The 24266-nt window shown below is 59.7% G+C and carries 25 protein-coding genes; 12 read left to right on the top strand and 13 right to left on the bottom strand.

Going from position 1 to position 24266, the window contains the following annotated elements; translation table 11 throughout:
* Positions 1–26 precede the first annotated feature (26 nt).
* Positions 27–1001, top strand: a complete 975-nt coding sequence (cysB, locus tag C8K63_RS28000; protein WP_007998136.1) for an HTH-type transcriptional regulator CysB — start codon at positions 27–29, stop codon at positions 999–1001.
* Positions 1002–1017: 16 nt separating this feature from the next.
* Here cysB and C8K63_RS27995 read toward each other — a convergent pair whose 3' ends face one another.
* Together C8K63_RS27995 and C8K63_RS27990 are read right to left on the bottom strand one after the other, a co-directional pair.
* On the bottom strand, positions 1018–1500 hold the full coding sequence (locus C8K63_RS27995) for a GreA/GreB family elongation factor (RefSeq protein ID WP_108219643.1): 483 nt from the start codon (positions 1498–1500) through the stop codon (positions 1018–1020).
* Between the two features lie 2 nt (positions 1501–1502).
* Positions 1503–1913, bottom strand: coding sequence for a hypothetical protein (locus C8K63_RS27990; protein ID WP_108219642.1), 411 nt, complete (start codon positions 1911–1913; stop codon positions 1503–1505).
* Positions 1914–2037: 124 nt separating this feature from the next.
* Between C8K63_RS27990 and earP the strand changes: the two genes are divergently transcribed.
* Positions 2038–3180 carry an elongation factor P maturation arginine rhamnosyltransferase EarP gene (gene earP / locus C8K63_RS27985; RefSeq protein WP_108219641.1) on the top strand — a complete coding sequence of 381 codons (1143 nt, stop codon included), beginning with the start codon at positions 2038–2040 and terminating at the stop codon, positions 3178–3180.
* A gap of 48 nt (positions 3181–3228) precedes the next feature.
* Positions 3229–3798 carry an elongation factor P gene (locus C8K63_RS27980; RefSeq protein WP_007943632.1) on the top strand — a complete coding sequence of 190 codons (570 nt, stop codon included), beginning with the start codon at positions 3229–3231 and terminating at the stop codon, positions 3796–3798.
* Positions 3799–3984: 186 nt separating this feature from the next.
* Here the strand turns inward: C8K63_RS27980 and C8K63_RS27975 are convergent, their stop codons facing one another.
* The 4 genes from C8K63_RS27975 to C8K63_RS27960 form a co-directional block, all read right to left on the bottom strand.
* A complete protein-coding gene (locus tag C8K63_RS27975; protein WP_108219640.1) occupies positions 3985–4998 on the bottom strand; it encodes an alpha/beta hydrolase in 1014 nt (337 codons plus the stop codon).
* A 34-nt stretch (positions 4999–5032) separates the two neighbouring features.
* Entirely contained in the window at positions 5033–5452 is a 420-nt protein-coding gene (locus tag C8K63_RS27970; protein WP_108219639.1) for an organic hydroperoxide resistance protein, read from the bottom strand.
* A gap of 346 nt (positions 5453–5798) precedes the next feature.
* On the bottom strand, positions 5799–6260 hold the full coding sequence (locus tag C8K63_RS27965) for a MarR family winged helix-turn-helix transcriptional regulator (protein ID WP_008017203.1): 462 nt from the start codon (positions 6258–6260) through the stop codon (positions 5799–5801).
* Between the two features lie 67 nt (positions 6261–6327).
* On the bottom strand, positions 6328–7284 hold the full coding sequence (locus C8K63_RS27960; RefSeq protein WP_108219654.1) for a LysR family transcriptional regulator: 957 nt from the start codon (positions 7282–7284) through the stop codon (positions 6328–6330).
* A gap of 126 nt (positions 7285–7410) precedes the next feature.
* Between C8K63_RS27960 and C8K63_RS27955 the strand changes: the two genes are divergently transcribed.
* Positions 7411–8145, top strand: coding sequence for a sulfite exporter TauE/SafE family protein (locus C8K63_RS27955; RefSeq protein ID WP_108219638.1), 735 nt, complete (start codon positions 7411–7413; stop codon positions 8143–8145).
* Here C8K63_RS27955 and C8K63_RS27950 read toward each other — a convergent pair.
* Complete coding sequence (locus C8K63_RS27950) at positions 8135–8989, bottom strand: LysR substrate-binding domain-containing protein (RefSeq protein WP_108219637.1); 855 nt, start codon at positions 8987–8989, stop codon at positions 8135–8137. The genes C8K63_RS27955 and C8K63_RS27950 overlap by 11 nt on opposite strands.
* Before the next feature lie 95 nt (positions 8990–9084).
* On the opposite strand from C8K63_RS27950, the gene C8K63_RS27945 reads away from it, so the two are divergent.
* The gene (locus C8K63_RS27945) at positions 9085–9300 is read left to right on the top strand and encodes a DUF1127 domain-containing protein (RefSeq protein ID WP_108219636.1); all 216 of its coding nucleotides are present in this window, start codon (positions 9085–9087) and stop codon (positions 9298–9300) included.
* A gap of 64 nt (positions 9301–9364) precedes the next feature.
* Complete coding sequence (locus C8K63_RS27940; RefSeq protein WP_108219635.1) at positions 9365–10594, top strand: winged helix-turn-helix domain-containing protein; 1230 nt, start codon at positions 9365–9367, stop codon at positions 10592–10594.
* Positions 10595–10681: 87 nt separating this feature from the next.
* On the opposite strand, the gene C8K63_RS27935 is transcribed toward C8K63_RS27940, so the two are convergent.
* A complete protein-coding gene (locus C8K63_RS27935) occupies positions 10682–12028 on the bottom strand; it encodes a class II 3-deoxy-7-phosphoheptulonate synthase (protein ID WP_108219634.1) in 1347 nt (448 codons plus the stop codon).
* 150 nt (positions 12029–12178) lie between these two features.
* Between C8K63_RS27935 and C8K63_RS27930 the strand changes: the two genes are divergently transcribed.
* Positions 12179–12934, top strand: a complete 756-nt coding sequence (locus C8K63_RS27930; protein WP_108219633.1) for a spermidine synthase — start codon at positions 12179–12181, stop codon at positions 12932–12934.
* A gap of 101 nt (positions 12935–13035) precedes the next feature.
* Here the strand turns inward: C8K63_RS27930 and C8K63_RS27925 are convergent, their stop codons facing one another.
* A complete protein-coding gene (locus C8K63_RS27925) occupies positions 13036–13827 on the bottom strand; it encodes a crotonase/enoyl-CoA hydratase family protein (protein ID WP_108219632.1) in 792 nt (263 codons plus the stop codon).
* Positions 13828–14249: 422 nt separating this feature from the next.
* Here C8K63_RS27925 and C8K63_RS27920 point away from each other — a divergent pair, with 422 nt between their 5' ends.
* Positions 14250–15923 (top strand): DEAD/DEAH box helicase, encoded by a 1674-nt coding sequence (locus C8K63_RS27920; protein WP_108219631.1) that lies wholly within the window; start codon positions 14250–14252, stop codon positions 15921–15923.
* Between the two features lie 117 nt (positions 15924–16040).
* On the opposite strand, the gene C8K63_RS27915 is transcribed toward C8K63_RS27920, so the two are convergent.
* Positions 16041–16808 (bottom strand): class III extradiol ring-cleavage dioxygenase, encoded by a 768-nt coding sequence (locus C8K63_RS27915; protein ID WP_108219630.1) that lies wholly within the window; start codon positions 16806–16808, stop codon positions 16041–16043.
* Between the two features lie 102 nt (positions 16809–16910).
* Between C8K63_RS27915 and C8K63_RS27910 the strand changes: the two genes are divergently transcribed.
* Entirely contained in the window at positions 16911–17567 is a 657-nt protein-coding gene (locus C8K63_RS27910) for a thiopurine S-methyltransferase (RefSeq protein ID WP_108219629.1), read from the top strand.
* A 180-nt stretch (positions 17568–17747) separates the two neighbouring features.
* Here the strand turns inward: C8K63_RS27910 and htpX are convergent, their stop codons facing one another.
* Together htpX and C8K63_RS27900 are read right to left on the bottom strand one after the other, a co-directional pair.
* Positions 17748–18638: a protease HtpX gene (gene htpX / locus C8K63_RS27905; RefSeq protein ID WP_007973520.1), complete on the bottom strand. Its 891-nt coding sequence runs from the start codon at positions 18636–18638 to the stop codon at positions 17748–17750.
* Positions 18639–18953: 315 nt separating this feature from the next.
* Positions 18954–20165: a pyridoxal phosphate-dependent aminotransferase gene (locus C8K63_RS27900; protein ID WP_007973513.1), complete on the bottom strand. Its 1212-nt coding sequence runs from the start codon at positions 20163–20165 to the stop codon at positions 18954–18956.
* 226 nt (positions 20166–20391) lie between these two features.
* On the opposite strand from C8K63_RS27900, the gene msrB reads away from it, so the two are divergent.
* From msrB to C8K63_RS27885, 3 genes are all read left to right on the top strand, one after another.
* On the top strand, positions 20392–20787 hold the full coding sequence (msrB, locus tag C8K63_RS27895; RefSeq protein ID WP_108219653.1) for a peptide-methionine (R)-S-oxide reductase MsrB: 396 nt from the start codon (positions 20392–20394) through the stop codon (positions 20785–20787).
* A gap of 125 nt (positions 20788–20912) precedes the next feature.
* Positions 20913–21398, top strand: a complete 486-nt coding sequence (locus tag C8K63_RS27890) for a glutathione peroxidase (protein WP_056727098.1) — start codon at positions 20913–20915, stop codon at positions 21396–21398.
* Positions 21395–21856: a MarR family winged helix-turn-helix transcriptional regulator gene (locus tag C8K63_RS27885; RefSeq protein ID WP_108219628.1), complete on the top strand. Its 462-nt coding sequence runs from the start codon at positions 21395–21397 to the stop codon at positions 21854–21856. The genes C8K63_RS27890 and C8K63_RS27885 overlap by 4 nt, the downstream gene beginning before the upstream one ends.
* On the opposite strand, the gene C8K63_RS27880 is transcribed toward C8K63_RS27885, so the two are convergent.
* Positions 21840–24203 (bottom strand): response regulator, encoded by a 2364-nt coding sequence (locus tag C8K63_RS27880; RefSeq protein WP_108219627.1) that lies wholly within the window; start codon positions 24201–24203, stop codon positions 21840–21842. The genes C8K63_RS27885 and C8K63_RS27880 overlap by 17 nt on opposite strands.
* Positions 24204–24266 lie beyond the last annotated feature (63 nt).

Genomic DNA, 24266 nt, shown 5'->3' with positions numbered 1-24266 from the left:
GCGTCTACCTGCTTTGAGGGATTCATATGAAGCTTCAACAATTGCGCTACATCTGGGAAGTGGCGCACCACGACCTCAACGTTTCCGCTACAGCCCAAAGTCTTTACACCTCTCAACCGGGCATCAGTAAACAGATCCGTCTGCTGGAAGACGAACTGGGCGTCGAGGTTTTCGCCCGCAGCGGCAAGCACCTGACCCGGGTTACCCCGGCCGGCGAGCGCATCATCACCACCGCTGGCGAAATTCTGCGCAAGGTTGAAAGCATCAAGCAGATCGCCCAGGAATTCTCCAACGAGAAGAAAGGCACCCTGTCGATCGCCACCACCCACACCCAGGCGCGTTATGCGTTGCCGCCGGTGATCAGCAATTTCATCAAGCAATATCCGGACGTTGCCCTGCATATGCACCAGGGATCGCCCATGCAAATCGCCGAAATGGCCGCTGATGGCACCGTGGATTTCGCCATTGCCACCGAAGCGCTCGAGCTGTTCGGTGATCTGGTGATGATGCCGTGCTACCGCTGGAACCGTTGCGTGGTCGTGCCTCAAGGGCACCCGTTGACCAAACTGTCGAAACTGACCCTCGAAGCGCTGGCCGAGTACCCGATCGTGACGTATGTGTTCGGTTTTACCGGTCGTTCGAAACTCGACGAAGCGTTCAGCCATCGTGGCCTGACGCCGAAAGTGGTGTTCACCGCCGCCGACGCCGACGTGATCAAGACCTATGTTCGCCTGGGTCTGGGCGTGGGCATCGTGGCGAAAATGGCCGTCGACAGCAAACTCGACAGCGACCTGGTGGTGCTCGATGCCAGTGAGTTATTCGAGTCCAGCGTGACCAAGATCGGCTTCCGTCGCGGCACCTTCCTGCGGGGTTTCATGTGCGACTTCATCGAGAAGTTCGCGCCGCACCTGACCCGCGAAGTCATGGCCAAGGCCATTCAATGCCACAACAAGCAGGAACTGGAAGAGCTGTTCGACGGCGTCGAACTGCCCGTTCACTGATAGCGTTTCCTGCCGGTCAAATCACCTCGGTGACAGCGAACTGTTGCCGAGCGCCCGCCACCATGATCTCCACCTCATCGCCCTCGAACTTGCCCAGCAGGCTTTTGCCCAGCGGTGAGCGCGGGGTGATGACGGTTATCAGTTGCCCCACCAGATCGACCTTCAATCCGGCTGCATCGGGGGCAAGAAACAGCCATTGTTCGCGCCCCTTCTCGTCCTCGAGCCCGAGCAGCGCGCCCACTTCGATGCCCCGCTGATCGTCATACGGGCGCAGGGCCAGGTTCTGGCAGAGGCTCAGTGACTGGCGAATTTCCTCGACCCGCCTGGCTTGTCCTGCCGCGAGATAGGAGGCTTCCAGCCCCAGGGTGTCGTATTTGTTCTCGGCGATGTTTTCTTCATGGGTCGCCGTTTCGTAGGCGGTTTGTGCGGCCCGTTCAGAGATGTCGAGATCGATCCGCAGCTTATCGAGAATCAGTTGGTGGACGGTATGCTTATTCATGATCAATCGCAGAATTGCTGGACGTTGGCGCGGCTTTTTTCGCTGGGTGCAGTCCGGTCCTGTTGCAGCCAGAACTGACAGCTTGGGTTGGACAGGTTGCGACCGCTGCTGCGCGCCTGATCGAGCCGTTGCCGCTGCTCGTTCTTGCGCAGATTTTCTTCATATTGCTCGAACAGCGGGCTCTGTGGCGCGATGTCCGGCACTGGTTGAGTCACCACCGGTGGTTTGGCCAGTTGTTCCACAGCTGCCGCCACAGATGCCAATTGTTCGCTGAAAAGCAGGCGCGAAGCGAGCCAGCAGGTCAGCACAATGGCAATGAATCCCAGCCATATGCCCAGGGCGATGCTGCCGGTCAGTTGCAGGGCGTTGAGGCTGATCGGGAAAGAACGGCGCGGAGTGGGGCGGTGGGGCATGGTTGCCTCTTGGCGAAAGGTCACTGGCGAGTGGCGATTGTCGCATGAAGAATAATCGCCGTCGGCTCTTCTGTACGGGGTAATTTATGCGGACAATCGGCGCCTTTGCCAACGGGAGCCTGCAATGCCTGAAATAAAAACCCGCTGGGATATTTTTTGCACCGTGGTCGACAACTTCGGCGACATCGGCGTGACCTGGCGACTGGCCCGGCAACTGGTGGCCGAGCATGGAGTGGCGGTGCGTCTGTGGGTCGATGATCTGCGAGCGTTCGAGCGCCTGTGCCCGGAAATCGACATCCATGCTGTGCAGCAGTGGCAGCAAGACGTCGAAGTGCGCCAATGGCCCGCCGAGTGGCAGCCGACCGAAGCCGCCGATGTGGTGATTGCTGCATTTGCCTGCCAGTTGCCGAGCGCCTATATGGAGGCCATGGCCGAGCGGGAAAAAACGCCGCTGTGGATGAACCTCGATTACCTGAGTGCCGAGGACTGGGTCATCGGCTGCCACGGTTTGCCCTCGGTGAAATACAAAAGCGTGCAGAAGTTCTTTTTCTTTCCGGGGTTCCAGAAGGGCACTGGGGGGTTGTTACGTGAGCGCGGGTTGCTTGAGCGTCGTCGGCAATTTCAGCAAAACCCGCAGGCTCAAAGAGAATTCCTGCAAGGTTTGGGGATTGATCCTGCACCCGGCGCACAGATGATCTCATTGTTTGCCTACGAAAATACCGGTTTGAGCAGTTGGCTCGATGGGATGGCAGGCGATTCGACGACCACTCATCTGCTGGTGCCGGAAGGGCGGATTCTCGGCGACGTAGAACGTTGGCTCGGTATGGAGGGTTTGGCGGCCGGTGCGGTGCATGTGCGTGATGCCTTGACCGTGCAAGTGCTGCCGTTCGTCCGCCAGGACCAGTACGACTTGTTGCTGTGGTGTTGCGATTTCAATGCCGTGCGCGGCGAAGACTCCTTTGTGCGCGCTCAATGGGCCGGCCGGCCATTTCTCTGGCACATCTACCGGCAGGAAGAAGATATCCATCTGGACAAACTCGAGGCCTTCCTCGAAGTCTATATAAAGGGGCTTTCTGAACCTGCACGGGAGGCGATCAGCGGTCTCTGGCGCGCGTGGAACGCCGGTGAGAAAATGGCCGACCACTGGCAATTCACCCGTAAACACTGGCCAGAGCTGGAAAAACACGCCGAGGCGTGGTGTCTGGAGCAGGCCTTGCAGGCCGATCTTGCCACGGCGCTGGTACAGTTTTATGGAAATTGGATATGATACGCGGCCTAGATTTTTGTAAATCCCATCCAAATTCGGATATTCGCAATGAAAACTGGTAAAGAACTGAAACCCGGGACCGTGATTCGTCTCGAAAACGATCCTTGGCTGGTTCAGAAAGCTGAATTCACCAAGTCCGGTCGTAACAGCGCGATCATGAAGACCAAGCTGAAGAACCTGCTGACCGGTTACAAGACCGAGATCGTTTACAGCGCCGACGACAAACTGGACGACGTAATCCTCGACCGCAAAGAAGCGACCCTGTCCTTCATCAGCGGCGATACCTACACGTTCATGGACACCACCGACTACACCATGTACGAGCTGAACGCTGAAGACATCGAAGCCGTTCTGCCTTTCGTTGAAGAAGGCATGACCGATGTTTGCGAAGCGATCTTCTTCGAAGAGCGTCTGGTTTCCGTAGAGCTGCCGACCACCATCGTGCGTCAGGTTGACTACACCGAAGGTTCCGCTCGCGGCGACACTTCCGGCAAGGTAATGAAGCCTGCCAAACTGAAGAACGGTACCGAGCTGTCGGTTGCTGACTTCATCGAAATCGGCGACATGATCGAGATCGATACCCGCGAAGGCGGTTCCTACAAAGGCCGTGCCAAATAAGCACAGCTTCAGGAATGAAAAAGCCCGACCATTGAGTCGGGCTTTTTTGTGCCTGGATGAAACATCCAGTTCTCCTGTAGGAGCGAGCCTGCTCGCGATGGGCGTTAACGATAACGCGAGCTTCCTGAATGCCCGCGTTGTCTGGGCGTCCATCGCGAGCAGGCTCGCTCCTACAGTTGGGCGGTGTTATTTCAAGTGCTGTTTCAGTTCTTCAGACGCCTGCAACATCGCCGAACGCACCGCCGGCACCTGGCTCACTACGTTGAGCAAACCGTAGTCGTGGATCAGGCCGTTGTAGCGAACCGAGGTCACCGGCACACCGGCTTCATCGAGTTTGCGGGCGTAGGCTTCACCTTCGTCGCGCAACACGTCGGCTCCGGCGGTCTGCACCAGCGCTGGAGGCAGTCCTTTCAACTGGGCGGTGGTCGCGCGCAGTGGTGAGGCGTAGATCTCGTTCCGTTGATTGGCATCGGTGGTGTAGTTGTCCCAGAACCACTTCATCATGTTCCTGGTGAGGAAGTGCCCCTCGGCAAACTGGTTGTAGGACGCCGTTTCGAAGTTGGCATCAGTCACCGGCCACAGCAGCACCTGGAACTTGATCGCCGGTGTGCCCTTATCCTTGGCCATCAGCGCAACCACCGCCGCCATGTTGCCGCCGACACTGTTGCCGGCTACCGCCAGGCGCTTGCCATCGACGTTGATCTCTTTACCGTGCTCGGCCACCCAACGGGTCGCGGCGTAAGCCTGGTTGATCGCCACCGGGTAATGCGCCTCCGGCGACGGCGTGTAGTTCACGAAGACGGCTGCTGCACCCGAACCTGTCACCAGGTCACGTACCAGCCGCTCGTGGGTCGGGAAATCTCCCAGTACCCAGCCACCGCCGTGGAAGAACATGAACACCGGCAGCTCACCCTTGACCCCGGCCGGCCGGACGATGGTCAGGCTGATCGGTTGGCCGTCGACTTGAATGGTCTTCTGGCTGACATCGGCTTTTGGCAGTGTCAGCTTCACCCCGGCCTGCGCGCCTACCAGAACGGCGCGGGCCTCGGCGGGCGTCATTTGCTCCATCGGCTTGCCGGTACCGGCGTTCAGAACGTCGAGGAACGCCTGGGTGTTGTGTTCAACCCCGGTGCCTGCGAACGCGTTGCTGATGGACAAGACGAGAAGGGTACCGGTCAAGACTTTGCTGAAAGTGTTCATGTTCGTTTCCTGTTCGGGCCTGGGTAGTCAGCGCTTAGACGGTTACGTGCAGACGCACATCGACGTTGCCACGGGTGGCGTTGGAGTACGGGCAGACCTGGTGGGCCGCGTCGACCAGTGCTTGTGCGTCGGCTTGTTCAAGACCCGGCAGGCTGATGTGCAGGTCGATGTCCAGACCGAAGCCGCCAGGAATCTGGCCGATGCCGACATGGGCGGTGATCGAGGCGTCGTTCGGGATGCTGCGTTTGGTCTGGCTGGCCGCGAATTTCAGGGCGCCGATGAAGCAGGCGGAGTAGCCGGCGGCGAACAGTTGCTCAGGGTTGGTGGCTGCGCCGCCGGCGCCGCCGAGTTCTTTCGGGGTGGCGAGTTTGACGTCGAGGATGTTGTCGCTGGAAACCGCACGACCGTCACGGCCACCGGTGGAAGTTGCGATTGCGGTGTAGAGAGTTTGCATGGTGAAGGCCTCGTTCGGGGTTTTGTTTTTTGCGCTAAATGTTTGCGCGCTAAGTAAGTGCGAGATAAATGTATATCGCTAATATTTTGCGCGCAAGATAAATTTTCAAAGAAATTTGAAAAAACGAAAAGGCAGCGGGGGCGTTTTGGCTGGAAGTGTTGAATTAGAGCTATCGAGGAGGATTTTTCAAGAAGATGTGGCGAACTCGATTTTTCGGTCCCGCGCAAAACAAATGTGGGAGCGAGCCTGCTCGCGATGGCGGTGTGTCAGTCAACGTAGAGGTTGAATGTGACATTGCCATCGCGAGCAGGCTCGCTCCCACAGGGGGGCTTTGTTGGTCTTGAAGTCAGAGGCTGTCTTGCAGGTGACGACGCAGTTCTTGTAGCTCCGCTTGCAGGTTTTGCAGGCGCTCCAGCGTCATTCCGCTAGCGCCGAGGATGCACTGGGGGATATCCCGGGCCTTGTCGCGCAAGGCTCGGCCCTGCTCGGTGAGTTCGACGATCACCACACGCTCGTCCTCGCGGCTGCGGGTGCGGCTGAGCAAGCCTTCGGCTTCCAGGCGCTTGAGCAGCGGCGTCAACGAGCCTGGATCGGTCAGCAACCGCGTGCTGATTTCGCCTACGGTCAAACCGTCCCGTTCCCACAACACCATCATCGCCAGGTATTGCGGGTAGGTCAGGCCCAGCGCTTGCAGCAAGGGTTTGTAGACCTTGGTCATCATCAGCGAAGTGGAATGCAGGGCGAAGCAGGCCTGATTGTCCAGCAGCAGGTTGTCGCAGTTGTCCGGGGTGTTGCGCTCGGTGGTCATGTCGAAGCCTTGATCTGTGATCCTAAGAATCTAGCGGGCGAATCTTTAATGCGCCAGATAAATTTGATCAATGCTGTTGCAAATGGGTTTGCAGCAGCAGATCCCAGGGTGGAACCGGGCTGAAGCGGGTTTTCAGGTACTCCAGCAACAAGCGACTGCGGGAGTTGGGTTGTTGTTCCAGGCGCAAGGCATAGATGCCGGCGCTTTCAGGTTTCGGCAGGCCGCTTTCGCAGAACAACGGCAGCAACTCACCCCGCAACAGGTACTCGCTGGCCAGCCAGGTTGGCAGGTGCGCGATACCCAGTCCGGCCAGCGCGCCGCAGACCAGTGCCTCGGCATTGTTGGCGCTCATGCGGACCCGCGCCGGCCGGTGCAGCTGCATTTGCCCATCCCGCTCGAAGCGCCAGGCGAATAGCGGGGCCAGGCCATCCCAATCGAGTCCGTCGTGTTCATTCAGTTGTGACGGATCGGTCGGTACGCCGCGACACCGCAAATACTCAGGGCTGGCGCAGGCGATGCGCACGATGCTCGCCAGCGGCGTGGCCACCAGTCGGGTGTCGGCCATTTGGCCGGCGCGCAGCACCAGATCGACCTTGCCGAGGTTCTGTCCCTGCATGTCGACGAAACTGTCGATCAAGTGCAATTGCACATCGAGCCCGGGATAGAGCATGAGGAAATCGGCAATCACCGGTGCCAGATGCCGGCGCCCAAAGGCTGCTGGTGCATCGATACGAATCAGACCTTCCGGCACGCTGCTCAGGGATACCGCCTCGGCCCGGGCCAGGCGCAACTCGGCGACGATCCGCCGTGCTCGCTCGGCAAAGGCCAATCCCGCCGGGGTGGCGCGTACTGCATGCGTGCTGCGCAGGAACAATTGACTGCCGACCGCGCTTTCCAGGCTGTCGATACGCCGTGCGACGGCCGAAGGGGTCAGCGGATGACGGCGCGAGGCGGCGGAAAAACTGCCGGTTTCCAGCACGTCGAGGAACAAAGCCAGTTGGTCGGTCAGTTGATTGGGGTTCATGGCAGGTTTGCGCTTGTGCGAATTTGGCACAGCCATTGTGCGTCGCTGTGCGTTTCCGCGCCACAAGCAACTGCGTAGGATCAAAGGCCTGACGGCAACGGGGAAAATGCTGTGATTGAGTTCTTGATGTATCTGGCGTTCGGCGCTGCCTTGGGCACGCTCGGCGGGTTGTTTGGCATCGGCGGCGGCCTGATCGCCATTCCGCTGCTGGGCGTGCTGTTTGGGCTCGATCAGCAGATTGCCCAAGGCACAGCACTGGTGATGGTGGTGCCGAACGTGATGCTGGCGCTGTGGCGCTATCATCAGCGCAACCGGATCGAGCTGCGCCACGCGCTACCGCTGGCCATCATGGGGTTCTGCTTCGCCTGGCTCGGGTCGATCTGGGCGGTGGGCATTGATGCGCAAACCATGCGCATAGGTTTTGTCGCGTTTCTGGTCGCACTGTCGGCGTACAACCTCGTTCGCATGTTCGCCGCCAGTGCTGCGCCGGTTTCGCAGATGAACTATTCATGGCCCTGGCTTGGCGTGCTTGGCGCTGCATCCGGCACGATGGGCGGGTTGTTCGGCGTGGGGGGCGCGGTGGTGGCGACGCCGGTGCTGACCAGCCTGTTCGGCACCAGCCAGGTGGTTGCGCAGGGGTTGTCGTTGGCGCTGGCCTTGCCGAGTACCGGAGTGACGCTGGTGACTTACGCCGTGCACCATCAGGTCAGTTGGGTGATCGGCTTACCCTTGGCGGTCGGCGGGCTGATGAGCATCAGTTGGGGCGTGAAGGTTGCCCACGCATTGCCGGAGCGGCTGCTGCGCGGGCTGTTTTGCGGGTTCCTGGTGTTCTGTTCGGCGATGCTCGCCTTCAAGGTTTGAAACCTTCGACAATGTGCTCGGCCAGACACTCGGTGATCGGCGACGGGTTATGCAGGTTGCGCACGAGCATGATGCTGGCCTCGGGCAGCAGCGGCAGATCCTCGGCCTCACCGAGGATGCGCATGTCCGTGGTAATCAGGCTTTCAAGTTGCGCGGTGACGGCCAGGCCGGCGCTGACCACCGCCATGATCGCCGACAGGCTGTCGCTGTTGTACGCCACCCGGTAATCGCGACCCATGGCATCGAGTGCATTACAGGCCCACAGGCGGCAGAAGCAATCACTGTTGAACATCGCCAGCGGCAACGGCGTCTGTTCATGGGCGCTGTAGCATTGCGCCTCGGCCCAGACAAAACGCTCCTTGCGCAACAGTTGGCCGATTTCGCTGCCCGGTTCGCGGGTCACGATGGACAGGTCCAGGTCCTGGCGCATCAGCAGTTGTTTGGATGATTCGCAGTGCACCTCGATCTGAATCAGCGGGTAGGACTGGGCAAATCGGCGCAGAATCCCCGGGAGGAACCGCATCACATAATCGTCCGGCGTGCCGATGCGCACAGTGCCGACCATGTCGGGTTCGCGCAGGGTGTTGAACACTTCGCTGTGCAGCTTGAGGATCCGTCGCGCATAGCCCAGCAACACCTGGCCTTCGGCCGTCAGCCGCACCTGCCGCCCGTCGCGCTGGAACAACTGGCGCTGCAGCACATCTTCTTCCAGCCGTTTCATCTGCATGCTGACGGCTGACTGGGTACGGTTGACCATTTCACCGGCGCGGGTAAAGCCGCCCTGGTCGGCGATGGCGACGAAGGTGCGCAACACTTCGGTATCGATACTCGGGTAGGCAGACATCCATCAATCTCCGAGATATGTGACATCAGAAACATTCGTTGGATTGATCTTAGACCCGGCGCGAGACTGGAGCCATCCAAACGGAGGGCAACAAGATGAAAGGTCAACATGAATTCCACGGTGCAGAAAAACACTCGATTCACGTGATATCCGATCTGCTGCACAAGGTCAGCCGCTGGTACGAACTGCATCGCGAGCGCGAAATGCTGGCGAGCTTGAGCGACGAAGCACTCAAGGACATCGGCATGAGCCGTGCGGATGTGGAGAACGAGTCGATCAAACCGTTCTGGAATGACCCGATGCATAAATGATGAGTCCCAAGCTACACAAACCCCTTACCGGTGAGGTAGGTTGCGAGCAGACAAGGAGACGCCCATGCCCGCAACATTGTCCTTTACCCTCAAACAGGCTCGGCGTCTGGCGCTGTCCGCCCAAGGGTTCAACGGGCGGCAGCCGCCAGCGGCGATCAAGGCTGCTGCGCTCAATCGCCTGATCGAACGGCTGGGCATTTTGCAGATCGATTCAGTCAATGCATTGGTGCGTTCGCACTACCTTCCGCTGTTTTCCCGCCTCGGTAACTATTCTTCCGGTTTACTCGACCAGGCTGCCTGGAGTCAGGGCCGGCACCGTACGTTGTTCGAGTACTGGGGCCATGAAGCCTCGTTATTGCCTCTTTCCATGTACCCGTTGATGCGTTGGCGCATGCAGCGTGCGAGCCGTGGCGAAGACATTTATGAGCAACTGGCGCGTTTTGGTCGCGAACAACAAGACACCATTCGCCGGGTGCTGGCTTCAGTTGAGCAGCGGGGCGCGCTGGGTGCCGGGAGCCTGTCGACCCGTCAGGAACGGGCCGGTCCCTGGTGGGGCTGGAGCGCGGAAAAGCATGCGCTGGAATGGTTGTTCGCCGCCGGTGAAGTGACTGTTGCCGGACGGCGCGGATTCGAAAGGCTCTACGATCTGCCGGAGCGGGTGATTCCCACGGCGGTGCTTGCACAACCCATTCTGGGCGAAGAGGAAGCCCAGCGCGGCCTGTTGCGGCATGCGGTAACGGCCCTGGGTGTCGGTACGGAGAAGGACTTGCGCGACTATTTCCGCTTGAACCCTGCGGACAGTCGCCCACGATTGGCTGAGTTGGTCGAGGCCGGTGAGTTGCTGACCTGCGAAGTTGAGGGCTGGCGGCAACCGGCCTATTGTCTGCCCGAGCCAAAAGTGCCGCGCAAAGTCGCGGCCAGTGCCTTGCTTTCACCGTTCGATTCGCTGATCTGGGAGCGCAGCCGGACCGAGCGGCTGTTTGATTTCCGTTATCGGCTGGAGATCTACACGCCACAGGACAAGCGCGTTTATGGCTACTACGTCCTGCCTTTTTTGCACAACGAACGGATTGCCGCGCGAGTCGATCTGCGCGCCGAGCGGGAGGCTGGAGGTTTGGCGGTGCATGCAGTGCATGAGGAGGAAGCGGGGCTGGATGACGAGGGGATGCTGGCGTTGGCGGTCAATCTGCGGCAGATGGCGGATTGGCTGGGGTTGGCGCATGTTCAGCTGAATTGCCCACGAGCGAGTGCGGCAAGGTTGCGGGTGGCATTGGCACAGATTGATGGTGACTGAGCAGGCCCCTTCGCGAGCAGGCTCGCTCCCACAGGGGAACGCGGTCCAATGTGGGAGCGAGCTTGCTCGCGATGAAGGCGACGGGATTTAGCGCCGAACCTGCTTCAGCGTTTCAGCAATCAAAAACGCCAGCTCCAGCGACTGATCGGCATTCATCCGCGGGTCGCAATGGGTGTGGTAGCGATCCGACAAGCCGTCTTCGGTAATCGGCCGCGCACCACCGATGCATTCGGTCACGTTCTGCCCGGTCATTTCGATATGGATACCACCGGCATAGCTGCCTTCGGCTTCGTGTACCTGGAAGAACTGCTTCACTTCGCCAAGGATCTGCGCGAAGTCGCGAGTCTTGTAGCCGCTGCTGGCCTTGATCGTATTGCCGTGCATCGGGTCGGAACTCCACAGCACTTGCTTGCCTTCCCGCTCGACGGCGCGGATCAGCTGCGGCAAGTGATCGCCGACCTTGTTCGCGCCCATCCGCGCGATCAGGTTCAGGCGACCCGGGTCGTTGTCCGGGTTGAGCACGTCGATCAAGCGAATCAGGTCGTCGGGGTTCATGCTCGGGCCAACCTTGACCCCGATCGGGTTGTTCACCCCGCGCAGGAATTCGACGTGAGCGCCGTCGAGCTGGCGCGTACGGTCGCCGATCCACAGCATGTGGGCCGAGCAGTCGTAGTAATCGTTGGTCAGGCTGTCGCGACGTACGAAAGCTTCTTCGTAGTTCAGCAGCAGCGCTTCGTGGGCGGTGAAGAAACTGGTTTCACGCAATTGCGGCGAACTGTCCATGCCGCAGGCACGCATGAACGCCAGGGTTTCATCGATGCGGTCGGCCAGGTGGCTGTACTTTTCTGCCAGTGCCGAGTTGGCAATGAAGTCCAGGTTCCACTTGTGCACCTGATGCAGATCGGCAAAACCGCCCTGGGCGAACGCGCGCAACAGGTTCAAGGTGGCAGTGGACTGGTGATAGGACTGCAACAGGCGCTCCGGGTCCGGCACGCGGCTTTTTTCGTCGAAACCGATGCCGTTGACGATGTCGCCACGATAGGCTGGCAGGGTCACGCCATCGATGGTTTCGTCGTTGGCCGAGCGGGGCTTGGCGAACTGCCCGGCCATGCGCCCGACCTTGACCACCGGGCAGCCGGCGGCAAAAGTCATCACGATCGCCATCTGCAACAACACTTTGAAGGTGTCGCGGATTTTCGCCGCGGAGAATTCGGCGAAGCTTTCGGCGCAGTCGCCACCCTGCAACAGAAACGCGCGGCCTTGGGTCACCTCGGCAAACTGACGGCGCAACTCCCGGGCTTCACCGGCAAACACCAGTGGTGGATAGCTGGCCAGAGTCTGTTCGACCTGCTGCAAATGCGCGGCGTCGGGGTATTGGGGTTGTTGCTGGATCGGCAGGGCGCGCCAGCTGTCAGGGCTCCAGGGTTGGCTCATCACGGTCTCTAGTGTTTTCGCTCGGACCTCCATGTTATCAGCAAATTAGTGCGTGACCTGTTCCCGTCGCTTCGCCGACAATCTCGCCTTTGCCGCTCTCTATACGCGGTGTTATTGCGTTACCGGCCCCGGTGACGATCAGGAGATGAAATGACTGAGGAGCGCGTCGAGCATCTGCTCGCCGAGGTACAGGACGAGTTCGGCGTGATTCGTGTGCTGGAAGTGGCCGATTACCGTTTTCTCGAGTTCGGTGATGCCATCGAGCAAAGCTGCGTGTTCACGGCCGATCCGAGCTGGCTCGAGTACGACTACACCCGGGCGATGCTGATCGGCGCGTTGTGCCACGAGCAACCGGAAAGTGCGCTGTTTCTCGGTCTCGGCGCCGGTACTCTGACTCAGGCCTGCCTCAAGTTCCTGCCGCTGGAAGATGTCGAAGCCATCGAACTGCGCCCGGACGTACCGCGTCTGGCCATCGAGTACCTGGGGCTGGATGACGATCCGCGCCTGTACATCCGCGTTGGCGATGCCCTGGAACTGCTCGACACGGCTGAGTCGGCCGACCTGATTTTCGTCGACCTTTATACCGATGTCGGTCCGGGTGTCGGGCATCTGGCCTGGAGCTTTCTGGAAAACTGCCAGAAGCGATTGAATTCGGGTGGCTGGCTGGTCATCAATCAGTGGGCTACCGACGATGGCAAACCCTTGGGCGCCGCGTTGTTGCGTGGTTTGTACCACCGACATTACTGGGAGCTGCCGGTGAAGGAGGGCAACGTGATTCTGATCGTGCCGTCGGAGCTGGATCAGGAACTGGACATGGACGGCCTGATCGCCCGCGCCGAAGCGCTGGGGCCGCGCTTGGGGTATTCGTTGCAGTCATTGATCAAGTGCATTCGCCCGGCTACCTGAGGAGCACAGATCCCCTTGTAGGAGCTGCCGAAGGCTGCGATCTTTTGATCTTCAAAAGCAATATCAAAGATCGCAGCCTTCGGCAGCTCCTACACAGACTTTCAGCAACCTTTGAACACTCCAGGCCGCTTCTCCACCATCGACCGCACACCTTCTTTGACATCCTCGCTAGCCATCAACTTCTTGACTAGCAGAGGCAATGCTTGTGCAGCAGCGGTTTCCCCTTCATACCGGGCCTGTCGCGCAGACATCAGCGTCGCTTGAACGCCGAGCGGCGCCTGCCGGGCGATCCGCTCGGCCAGTTCAATCGCCCGGGGCAGCAAGTCTTCACTGGCCATGACTTCCTGCACCAGACCCAGGTGCAAGGCATCACGGGCGTCGAATTCATCACCGGTCAACAACCAGCGCATGGCATTGCCCCAACCGGAGACTTGATGCAGGCGCAGGGTGGCGCCGCCGAACGGGAAGAGCCCGCGTTGCACTTCCATCTGCGCGAACCGGGTGTTGCTGGCGCACAGGTTGATATCGGCGGCCAGCATCAACTCGATGCCGATGGTCAGGCAATAGCCCTGGGCGGCGACGATTACCGGTTTGCTGACCCTGGGGCCAGCGAACACCCCCCACGGATCACAGCCGCCAGCGGGCACCTGCCAGCCTTCGGCGAGTGTAACGCTGGCATCGACCAGGTCGAGCCCGGCGGTAAAGTGCTCGCCATGAGCGAACACCACCGCCACGCGCGCCTCGCTGTCGGCTTCGAACTCGCCATAGGCCAGGCTCAATGCGTTGAGCAGGTCGAGATCGAAGGCATTGCGCTTGGCTACCCGATCCAGACCGATCATGAACACATGACCATGCCGTTCGCGGCTGACTCGACTGGTGCTGGGCTGATTCATGGAGTGATCCTCGGGGTGGGAAAGGCGTGCCGGACCGGCGGTCTGCACGGCAAAGGGTGAACCGTTTTAGCGCCATCACCCGCAAGGCCGGGCCTTTGAAAAGTAGACGGCTGACCGATTATTCGCAAAGCCTGTGACACAACGGTGTATCAGGTGGATTTCCGATAAAAAAAGCTCCCTTTTTGGGCAAATTCCGGTATAGTGCGCGCCGGCCTTTAGCCGGGCCGCGTTTAGGTAGAGCAATTCCCCGAAGTCAGCTTCGGCTGCACGTCCGTACTGCGGACTCTCCCTTGACGATTCTTTTCATTCATTCGTTTTCGCAAATCCCCGCCGACAAAGCTGCCAGGGCGACTCTTGAGTCTCAACACGGCACGCGCAGCTTTGGAGCATGGGTCTTTGCGGATGCACTTAGAGGCAGACCCATGACCCAGGAAACCGGCGGCTTCGCCGCTTTTAATCTTAATCCGAATATTCTTGCAGCCGTCACCGCGACTGGCTACGAAGAACCATCGGCTATTCAGCAGCAATCGATCCCGATCATCATGGCCGGTCACGACATGATTGGTCAGGCGCAAACCGGTACGGGTAAAACCGCTGCGTTCGCCCTGCCGATCCTGCATCGCATCGATCCTGCAAAGCGCGAACCGCAAGCCCTGATCCTGGCCCCAACTCGTGAGTTGGCGCTACAAGTTGCAACCGCTTTCGAAACCTACGCCAAGCAAATGCCGGGCGTAACTGTTGTGGCTGTCTACGGCGGCGCGCCGATGGGCCCACAACTGAAAGCAATCCGTAATGGCGCACAGATCGTTGTCGCTACTCCGGGGCGTCTGTGCGACCACCTGCGTCGCGACGAAAAAGTACTGGCGACCGTGAACCATCTGGTTCTCGACGAAGCCGACGAAATGCTCAAGCTGGGTTTCATGGACGACCTGGAAGTTATCTTCAAGGCTCTGCCTGCAACCCGTCAGACCGTATTGTTCTCGGCTACCTTGCCGCAGTCGATCCGTGCCATTGCCGAACGCCACCTGCGCGATCCGCAACACGTGAAGATCCAGACCAAGACCCAGACCGTTACCGCGATCGAACAGGCTCACCTGTTGGTTCACGCTGACCAGAAGACATCCGCCGTTCTCAGCTTGCTGGAAGTGGAAGATTTCGACGCCCTGATCATGTTCGTGCGCACCAAGCAAGCGACCCTGGATCTGGCCAGTGCCCTGGAAGCCAAAGGCTACAAAGCCGCTGCGCTGAACGGTGACATCGCCCAGAACCAGCGTGAGCGCGTGATCGACTCCCTCAAGGATGGCCGTCTGGACATCGTTGTGGCGACCGACGTTGCTGCTCGTGGCCTGGACGTTCCGCGCATCACTCACGTGTTCAACGTTGACATGCCGTACGACCCGGAGTCCTACGTTCACCGTATCGGCCGTACCGGCCGTGCCGGTCGCGAAGGTCGTGCACTGCTGCTGGTGACTCCGCGTGAGCGCCGCATGCTGCAAGTGATCGAGCGTGTAACCGGTCAAAAGGTTGCTGAAGTTCGCTTGCCAGACGCTCAAGCTGTTCTGGATGCGCGCATCAAGAAGCTGACCAACAGCCTGTCGCCGCTGGTGGCCGATGCCGAATCGACTCACGGTGATCTGCTCGATCGCCTGACTGCCGACATCGGTTGCAGCCCGCGTGCCCTGGCCGCAGCCCTGCTGCGCAAGGCAACCAACGCTCAAGCGCTGACCCTGGCTGCAATCGAGAAAGAGCGTCCACTGGTGCCGAACAATGCACCGCGTGGCGATCGTCCAGAGCGTTCCGGTGATCGTCCTGAGCGTAGTGACCGCGAGCGTCGTGCTCCGATGCCACTGGGCGAAGGCCGTGCACGTTGCCGTACCGCGCTGGGCGCGCGTGACGGTATCGCTGCCAAGAACCTGCTGGGCGCCATCCTCAACGAAGGTGGTCTGGCACGTGAAGCGATCGGTCGCATCCAGGTGCGTGACAGCTTCAGCCTCGTTGAGCTGCCGGAAGATGGTCTTGAGAAGTTGCTGACCAAGCTGAAGGACACTCGCGTTGCCGGCAAGCAGTTGAAGCTGCGTCGTTATCGCGAAGATTGATCCGCTCTTGGGTTGATTGATCGAACATAAAAAATCCCCGACTGGTTCGGGGATTTTTTTTGCCTGCTGATTTGTGTCGCCGCCCTTCGCGAGCAAGCCCGCGACGCGGTCTGTCTGTCAGCCGAAGCGGTAGATGTCCATCCCCAGCGCGCCCATGGTGAACCCCTGGTGGGCAATCCCGAACTGCCCCCCGGCGGCACGGGCAAAGTACAGCGGCAACAAGTGCTCGTCGCTGGGATGGTTACGCACAGCATTCGGTGCTTGCGCGCGATAGTCGTGCAGCGCAGCTTCGTCGTTCGCTGCGAGCTTCTCGATCATCCAGTCGCGAAATGCCAGGGCCCAGGGCTCAACACTCTCGGGGCCGGCATGCCAATCCAGTTCCCGCAGGTTGTGGGTGATACTGCCTGAGCCGATCAGCAGGACTCCGTGCTCGCGCAGGCTGGCCAGCGCGTGGCCAACGCGGGTCTGCAGGGTGGGGCCGCCGCGGGTGGGCAGCGAAACCTGGACAATCGGAATGTCTGCCTGCGGGTACATCAGCGATAAAGGTACCCAGACGCCATGGTCGAAAGGCCGATTGCTGTCGATGCGTGCTGGAAAGCCAGCGGTTTTCAATAATTCGGCAACCTCTGCGGCGAGTCGTGGGTCACCTGGGGCTGGGTACTGCACTTCGAACAGAGCTTTGGGAAAGCCACCGAAGTCATGCCAGGTTTCCGGTTGTGGATTGCCGCTGACCAGCAGCTCATTGCTTTCCCAGTGTGCGGAAACAATCACGATGGCTTTTGGCTTCGGTATCTCGGCGGCCAGGCGGGCGAGTGCCGGCCCGCTGGCGCCGGGTTCCAGGGCGAGCATGGGGGAGCCGTGGGATATGTACAGGCTGGGGAACATGAATGAGCTCCTGAGAGTTAAGATGCAACATCTTCAGTCAGATCATTAATCTAAATCTAATATAAGTTTTAGGGTGTTTTGATCGAATTTTCGGGGTTATTTATGCAGCCGGAGTTTTGGCACAAAAAGTGGGCGGCGAACCAGATCGGCTTTCACCTGCCGCAGGTGAACCCTCATCTGAAGCGGTTCTGGCCAGCGTTAAGCCTTGAAGAAGGCGCACGCGTGTTGGTGCCGTTATGTGGAAAAAGCCTGGATTTGCTATGGCTCGCCCATCAAGGCCATGAGGTCTTGGGAGTCGAACTGTCGGAAAAAGCCGTCGAGGAGTTTTTCAGCGAACATGGCTTTGATCCGGCCGTCAGCGAGCAGGGGCCGTTCAAGGTTTATCGGGCAGGTTCCATTGAGCTGTGGTGCGGCGATTTCTTCGAGCTGACGGCAGGCGATGTTGCCGATTGCTCCGCGCTTTATGATCGCGCGGCGTTGATCGCGTTGCCGGCGGAAATGCGCGAGCGCTACGCCGCCCATTTGAAGCGGATACTGCCGAAGGAGTCCCTTGGCCTGGTGATTACCCTGGACTATGACCAGGCGCAAATGCCCGGCCCGCCGTTTGCTGTGCTCGATGATGAGGTGCGGCGGTTGTTCGGGGACTCGTGGACGCTGAAGATCCTCGAGGATCAGGATGTGTTGAGTGAAGGCGGGAAATTCCTGGAGGCGGGTGTTACGCGGCTTGAGGAGCGGGTGTATCGGGTTTCCACGCGGTAATTTGTAGCGACAGTTCTGGCCTCATCGCGAGCAGGCTCGCTCCTGCAAGGGGTCTGCATCGTTCACAAATCACCTGTAGGAGTGAGCCTGCTCGCGATGAGGCCCTCACACATACCAATAATTAGCCGACAAAAAAAGGCCCGCATCGCTGCGGGCCTTTTTTGTTTGCTGTGGAGCCTCTTAGCCCCGGCGACGAGCCAGTGCGTCGATACGCTCTTCCAGCGGCGGGTGGCTCATGAACATGCGAGCGAACCCTTGCTTGATGCCACCGTTGATGCCAAAGGCGTTCAGGGTGTCGGGCATGTGCACCGGTAGCCCCTGTTCCGCCCGCAGGCGTTGCAGGGCGCCAATCATCGCGGCGGTGCCGGCCAGGTTCGCACCGGCTTCATCGGCACGGAATTCGCGCTTGCGCGAGAACCACATGACGATGGCGCTGGCCAGGATGCCCAGAACCAGTTCGGCGAAGATGGTCGCCACGTAGTAGGCAATGCCCTGGCCTTCTTCGTTCTTGAAGATCACCTTGTCGACGAAATTGCCGATGATCCGTGCGAAGAACATCACGAAGGTGTTCACCACGCCTTGGATCAACGCCAGGGTAACCATGTCGCCATTGGCCACGTGACCGATTTCGTGGGCCAGGACAGCTTTCACTTCATCCGGCGAGAAGCGCTCGAGCAAACCCTGGCTGACCGCGACCAATGCGTCGTTCTTGTTCCAGCCGGTAGCGAAGGCGTTCGCCTCGTAGGCCGGGAAGATACCGACTTCGGGCATCTTGATCCCGGCTTCACGGGACAGTTGCTCTACGGTTTGCAGCAGCCATTGCTCGTGACGGGTGCGCGGCTGGGTGATGATCTGGGTGCTGGTACTCATTTTCGCCATCCACTTGGAGATGAACAGCGAGAACAAGGAACCTGCGAAACCAAAGACCGCACAGAAAATCAGCAGCTGATTGAGGTTGAGATCAACCCCATTGGCCGCCATGAACCCGTTGAAGCCGAAAAGGCTCAGGGTGATGCTGGCAATCAGCACGACCGCCAGGTTAGTGGCCAAGAACAGCAGGATGCGCATCATGGTTGTAGAAATCTCCTCATGCTAAAGATGTAGCGTACTGCGGGGTATATAAGGTGCTGCACTGGGGTATTCAACCGGGTGACTATTTCAAACTGTGTCCTACGGCAACAGTCTAGCTGCTTGCAGGGCATTTCCGACAAGTATGCGGGAAGTGTTTGTCAGTCAATTCGTGTCGAAGGCCCAGCCTTTGTTAGGCGCGAGCAGGCAAGGCGCTGTCCGGCAGTGACAAAGCGACTGCCAGTGGCGCAATGCAAACAAATGTTGCCGGATGAATCACCGTGCGACGTTCGGGGGCGTCGCACGGTGACAGATCGTTTACTGGCGGTAGGACTTGAGGAAGCCGCCGATGCGTCCGATGGCCATCTCCAGGTCATCGACACGCGGCAGGGTCACGACGCGGAAGTGGTCTGGCCATGGCCAGTTGAAGGCGGTGCCTTGTACCACTAGCAGCTTCTCGGAGAGCAGCAGGTCCAGGACGAATTTTTCGTCGTTATGGATCGGGCAGACCTTGGGGTCGATCCGCGGGAACGCATATAGCGCGCCCATCGGCTTGACGCAGCTCACGCCCGGAATGTCGTTGAGCAACTCCCAGGTGCGGTTGCGTTGTTCCAGCAGGCGGCCCTGCGGCAACACCAGGTCATTGATGCTCTGATAGCCACCCAGGGCGGTCTGGATCGCATGCTGGCTCGGCACGTTGGCGCACAGACGCATGTTCGCCAGCATGTCGATGCCTTCGATGTAGCTCTGGGCGTGGTGTTTCGGGCCGGAAATGGCGATCCAGCCGGAACGGAAACCGGCCACGCGATAGGACTTGGACAGACCGTTGAAGGTCAGGCAGAGCAGGTCCGGCGCCAGGGAGGCGGTGCAGATGTGCACGGCATCGTCGTAGAGAATCTTGTCGTAGATCTCGTCGGAGAACACCACCAGATTGTGCTGGCGGGCCAGTTCCAGCATGCCCAGCAGCACTTCCTTCGAATACACCGCGCCGGTCGGGTTGTTCGGGTTGATGATCACCAGGGCCTTGGTGTTCGGGGTGATCTTGGCCTTGATGTCGGCCAGGTCCGGCCACCAGTTGGCTTGCTCGTCGCACAGGTAATGCACCGGATTGCCGCCGGACAGGCTCACGGCTGCGGTCCACAACGGATAGTCCGGCGCCGGTACCAGCACTTCGTCGCCATTGTTGAGCAGGGCCTGCATCGACATCACGATCAGTTCGGAAACGCCGTTGCCCAGGTAAATGTCTTCAATGCCGACGCCTTCCACCTGCTTTTGCTGGTAGTACTGCATTACGGCCTTGCGCGCACTGAACAGGCCCTTGGAGTCGCTATAGCCCTGGGCGGTCGGCAGGTTGCGGATCACGTCCTGGAGGATTTCATCCGGTGCTTCGAAACCAAAGGGCGCCGGGTTGCCGATGTTCAGCTTGAGGATGCGATGGCCTTCCTCTTCCAGGCGCTTGGCGTGCTTGAGCACCGGGCCGCGAATGTCGTAGCAGACGTTGGCGAGCTTGTTCGATTTGCTGACCTGCATGGCGATGTGTTCCCGAAAATGAACGATCCAGACGGCGTTTGGACAACCGTGCTGGGAATCCTGCGTATTCACACAGGCCTGACGCCTTGAGATGCAGCACCCATATTTCCGTTTGAATGCGCGTGGACTGGCTGCCAGACTGGCGTTTGACGAGGCGCAATCATACGTGCCGCCCGATCCGTGGAAAAGGTACAGATCGGGCTTTTTCAGCCGCTGAGGTGTGATGATGGAAAAGTTGGAAAAAACCCTGGAAGAATGGAAGGCGATGCTCGACCCAGAGCAGTACAACGTGTGCCGCCTCAAAGGCACCGAACGTCCGTTTTCCGGCAAATACAACGCCACCAAGACCGACGGTATCTACCACTGCATCTGCTGTAACGAGCCGTTGTTCGACTCCCGGACCAAGTTCGACTCCGGCTGCGGCTGGCCAAGTTTCTACGCGCCGATCGGCGACAGCGCCATGACCGAAATCCGTGATGTCAGCCACGGCATGATCCGCACCGAAGTGGTCTGCGCCAAATGCGACGCGCACCTGGGGCATGTATTCCCCGATGGTCCGCCGCCGACCGGTCTGCGCTATTGCATCAACTCGGTGTGCCTGGACCTGGTGCCCCGCGCGTAATGCAAGCCCTGTAGGAGCAGCCTTCGGCAGCTCCTACAGTTGGTCAGCGTTTTGATTAATTAAATTGCACTCAATTCAATTGCTCGCTATTTTGTTATATCTCCCATCCACTCGGACCCTCAAACATGAGCGACAACCTGCTGAGCATCCCTTGCACCACCATCAAGGGTGAGCAAAAGACCCTGGCGGATTTCGCCGGCAAGGCCGTGCTGGTGGTCAACACGGCCAGCAAATGCGGTTTCACTCCGCAGTACAAAGGCCTGGAAGAACTGTGGCAGACCTACAAGGACCAGGGCCTGGTGGTGCTCGGTTTTCCCTGCAACCAGTTCGGTAAACAAGAGCCGGGCAATGAAGGGGCGATCTCCGAATTCTGCGAACTGAACTTCGGTGTCAGCTTCCCGTTGTTCAAAAAGATCGACGTAAACGGTGCCGACGCCCATCCGCTGTTCGTGCAATTGAAAAAGCGCGCACCGGGTGTGCTGGGTTCCCAAGGCATCAAGTGGAACTTCACCAAGTTCCTGATCGGCAAGGACGGGCAACTGGTCAAGCGCTTCGCCCCGGCGACCAAGCCGCAGGACCTGACCCGCGAGATCGAAGCCCTGCTCAAATGAATACCTTGTCAGTCGATTCCCTGAAGCTCGACAGCCAGCTGTGTTTCAAGCTGTACGCCGCTTCCCGGGCGGTCATTCGCGCCTACAAGCCAATGCTCGATCAGTTGGGCCTGACTTACCCTCAGTACCTGGCGATGCTGGTGCTGTGGGAGTGGCAGCAAGCGCCCCCGGAGCAGCCGACCGTCAAGGCGCTGGGCGAGCGTCTGGCCCTGGATTCCGGCACGCTGACACCGTTGCTCAAGCGCCTCGAACAACTGCAACTGGTGCAGCGTCAGCGTTCGGCGCGCGATGAGCGTGAAGTGCATCTGAGCCTGTCGCCAGCCGGCACGGCCCTGCGCGATCAGGTAGGGCCACTCAAGGCCCGCCTGTTGTGCGACAGCGGGGTCGATCTGAACCGTCTCAACGATTTGCGCGATGGTCTCGATCACTTGTTGGGACAGATCAAGGCGCTGACGTAGCGCAGATCCACAAGTCCAGCAGGGCAGCCAGTTCTTCCCGCCGGAAGGGTTTGGCCAGGTAGTCACTCATGCCCGCGGCACGACAGCGTTCGCGCTCTTCCGACATGGCGTTGGCCGTCAGGGCGACGATGGGCAGTTGGGGCCAGCGTCCGCTGCGGCGGATTTGCCGGCTGGCCTCATAGCCGTCCATCACGGGCATGTTGCAGTCCATCAGCACCAGATCGAATTCCCGTTGTTCGAGTTGATCCAGGGCTTCGGCACCATGGGCCGCGGTGGTCACCTCGCAGCCGAGTTTACCGAGCATGCCCTTGGCCACCAGTTGGTTGACCGGATTATCTTCCACCAGCAGCACGCGCCCGCGGCGCGGCGGGCTTTGCGCGTCGAGTGGGGCATTGTTGATCGGGTGGGTTTGCGGTTGCAGGATTCGCCGCAGCAACTGATGCAGCGTATTGCGTGCCAGGGGGCGGGCCTGCTGTTGCAAGGGGGCGAGGGCATTGACCTCTTCGCTGGGCATGAAATTGCCATAAGCGGTAACCAGCAGGATCGGCGCGCTGAGGGTGGGGCGCAAATTGAACAGGCACTCGGGGCAGTCGGTGATGAGCACGTCGGCCGCCAGGCCAAACAGTGGGTCATCCATGGAGCGCCGTTCGTAGTCCAGTCCCCAGCCAGGCAACAGGCCGTTCAGCAGTTCGCCCAGCCCGCTGCTGGCGGCCGTGATGGCGATGACTTTGCCCTTGAGCGAAACAGCAGGCATTGCACGGGTATGGCTGGGTAATGGCAAGTCCGCGCAGAACTGGCTGCCAAAACCCGGCTCGGAGTCGATCGTCAGGCGCCCTTGCATGGCTTCGCAAAGGTTGTAGGTCAGCGCCAGGCCCAGCCCGGTGCCGCCAAATTGGCGGGTAATACCGGCGCCGGCCTGAGTGAAAGGCTGGAAAATTTTCACTTGGGCATCCAGAGGGATTCCGATGCCGGTGTCACACACTTCGATTCTGACGCCGTCCCCGAATGTCGACAGGCGCACGTCGACACGCCCGAAACGGGTGAACTTGAGGGCGTTGGACAGCAGATTACTGACGATCTGCCGCACCCGGGTCGGATCGCCGAGCACGAGTGTCGGGAAATTCGGATCGATCAGGCAGGTCAGTTCGACGCTGGGGGCGGCGTTCTGCGATAACAGGTTGGCAGTGTCTTCGATCAGCGAACCGAGGTCGAAGGGGATGTGTTCGAGTTCGAGTTGACCGGCATCGAACTTCGACAAGTCGAGAATATCGTTGAGCAATTCCACCAGCACTTTGCCCGAGTCATGGGCGATGGACAGCTGTTGCTGTTGTTCGGCAGTCAGCGGCCCGTCGAGGGACAGCGCGATCATCCCGAGCAAGCCATTGAGGGGCGTGCGGATTTCATGGCTCATGTTGGCCAGGAACACCGAGCGGGCGTCGGCCATGTCCAGTGCTGTGCTGCGAGCGACTTCCAGTTCCTCGTTGGATTGGCTCAGCCGGGCATTGATCGCGTTGAGTTCGGCAGTGCGGGCCGAGACGATATTTTCCAGTTGGCCGAGATACTCGGTCAGGCGGTTTTCCGCATTGCGCCGCTGCTGGATTTCGGTGGCGATGTTTTTGAATTGCTGGTTGGCAACCTTGACCAACACGCCGATCTCATCGTCGGCGTGCCCGGCGGGACACTCCAGTGAGGTCGGCTCGGTGCTGCTCGGGTCGCGACCGCTGAGTTCACGGATGACCCGCACCAGGGGTTTGGTCAGCATCACATAGAACAGCGCCAGCAGGATGCCGGACAGCAGCAGGCTGCGGGCGAAACCATTGAGCAGGGTCACTTCGGCCCGGCGCAGGAACCGGTCGCCGAAAGCGTAAGTATCGACGTTCAGTCGCAGCGTACCCAGGGATTCGTTGGGTAAATGATCCAGGTAAAGCCGGTCTTCGAACTGTCGGTTGGCACCGAACAGGAAGTCACTGAGCATCCGGTATCCGTTTTCCACACCGGGTCGCTTGACGCTGGCCAGCACGGTGCCGTTGTTGTCGGTCAGTTTCACACCAGTGATCGCTGGCGAGCGCAGCAGGCCCAGAGTCAGTTCCTTGGCGAGTTCGGCGTCGATGTTGTAGGCAATTCGCGAGGCCGGGTTGTGGCTGATTTCCAGTAATGAAAGGATTTCACGATTGATGGAGGCGTCTTCACTGGCATAATCGATGCCTATTTGCAGCAGGCTGAGCAGCGTGCCCAGAATGAAACCGACCAGCACGGTAAGCCGGGCTTGCTTGAATGACAGCCGGTTGGTGAATTTGATGTCCATGGAGGGGTGAACCACTTCCGTTTCCTTTCGCTGCTCAAGCATAGTCGATCATGCCTGCCTGTTGATGTTCTCGCGAGGCCAGTACTGCGGGGGCCGCCGCTTGTG

Source organism: Pseudomonas sp. GV085 (genome assembly GCF_003050925.1).
Lineage (GTDB): Bacteria > Pseudomonadota > Gammaproteobacteria > Pseudomonadales > Pseudomonadaceae > Aquipseudomonas.
The sequence above is the reverse complement of the archived record's forward strand: the minus strand, read 5'-3'. Positions and strand labels throughout refer to the sequence as shown.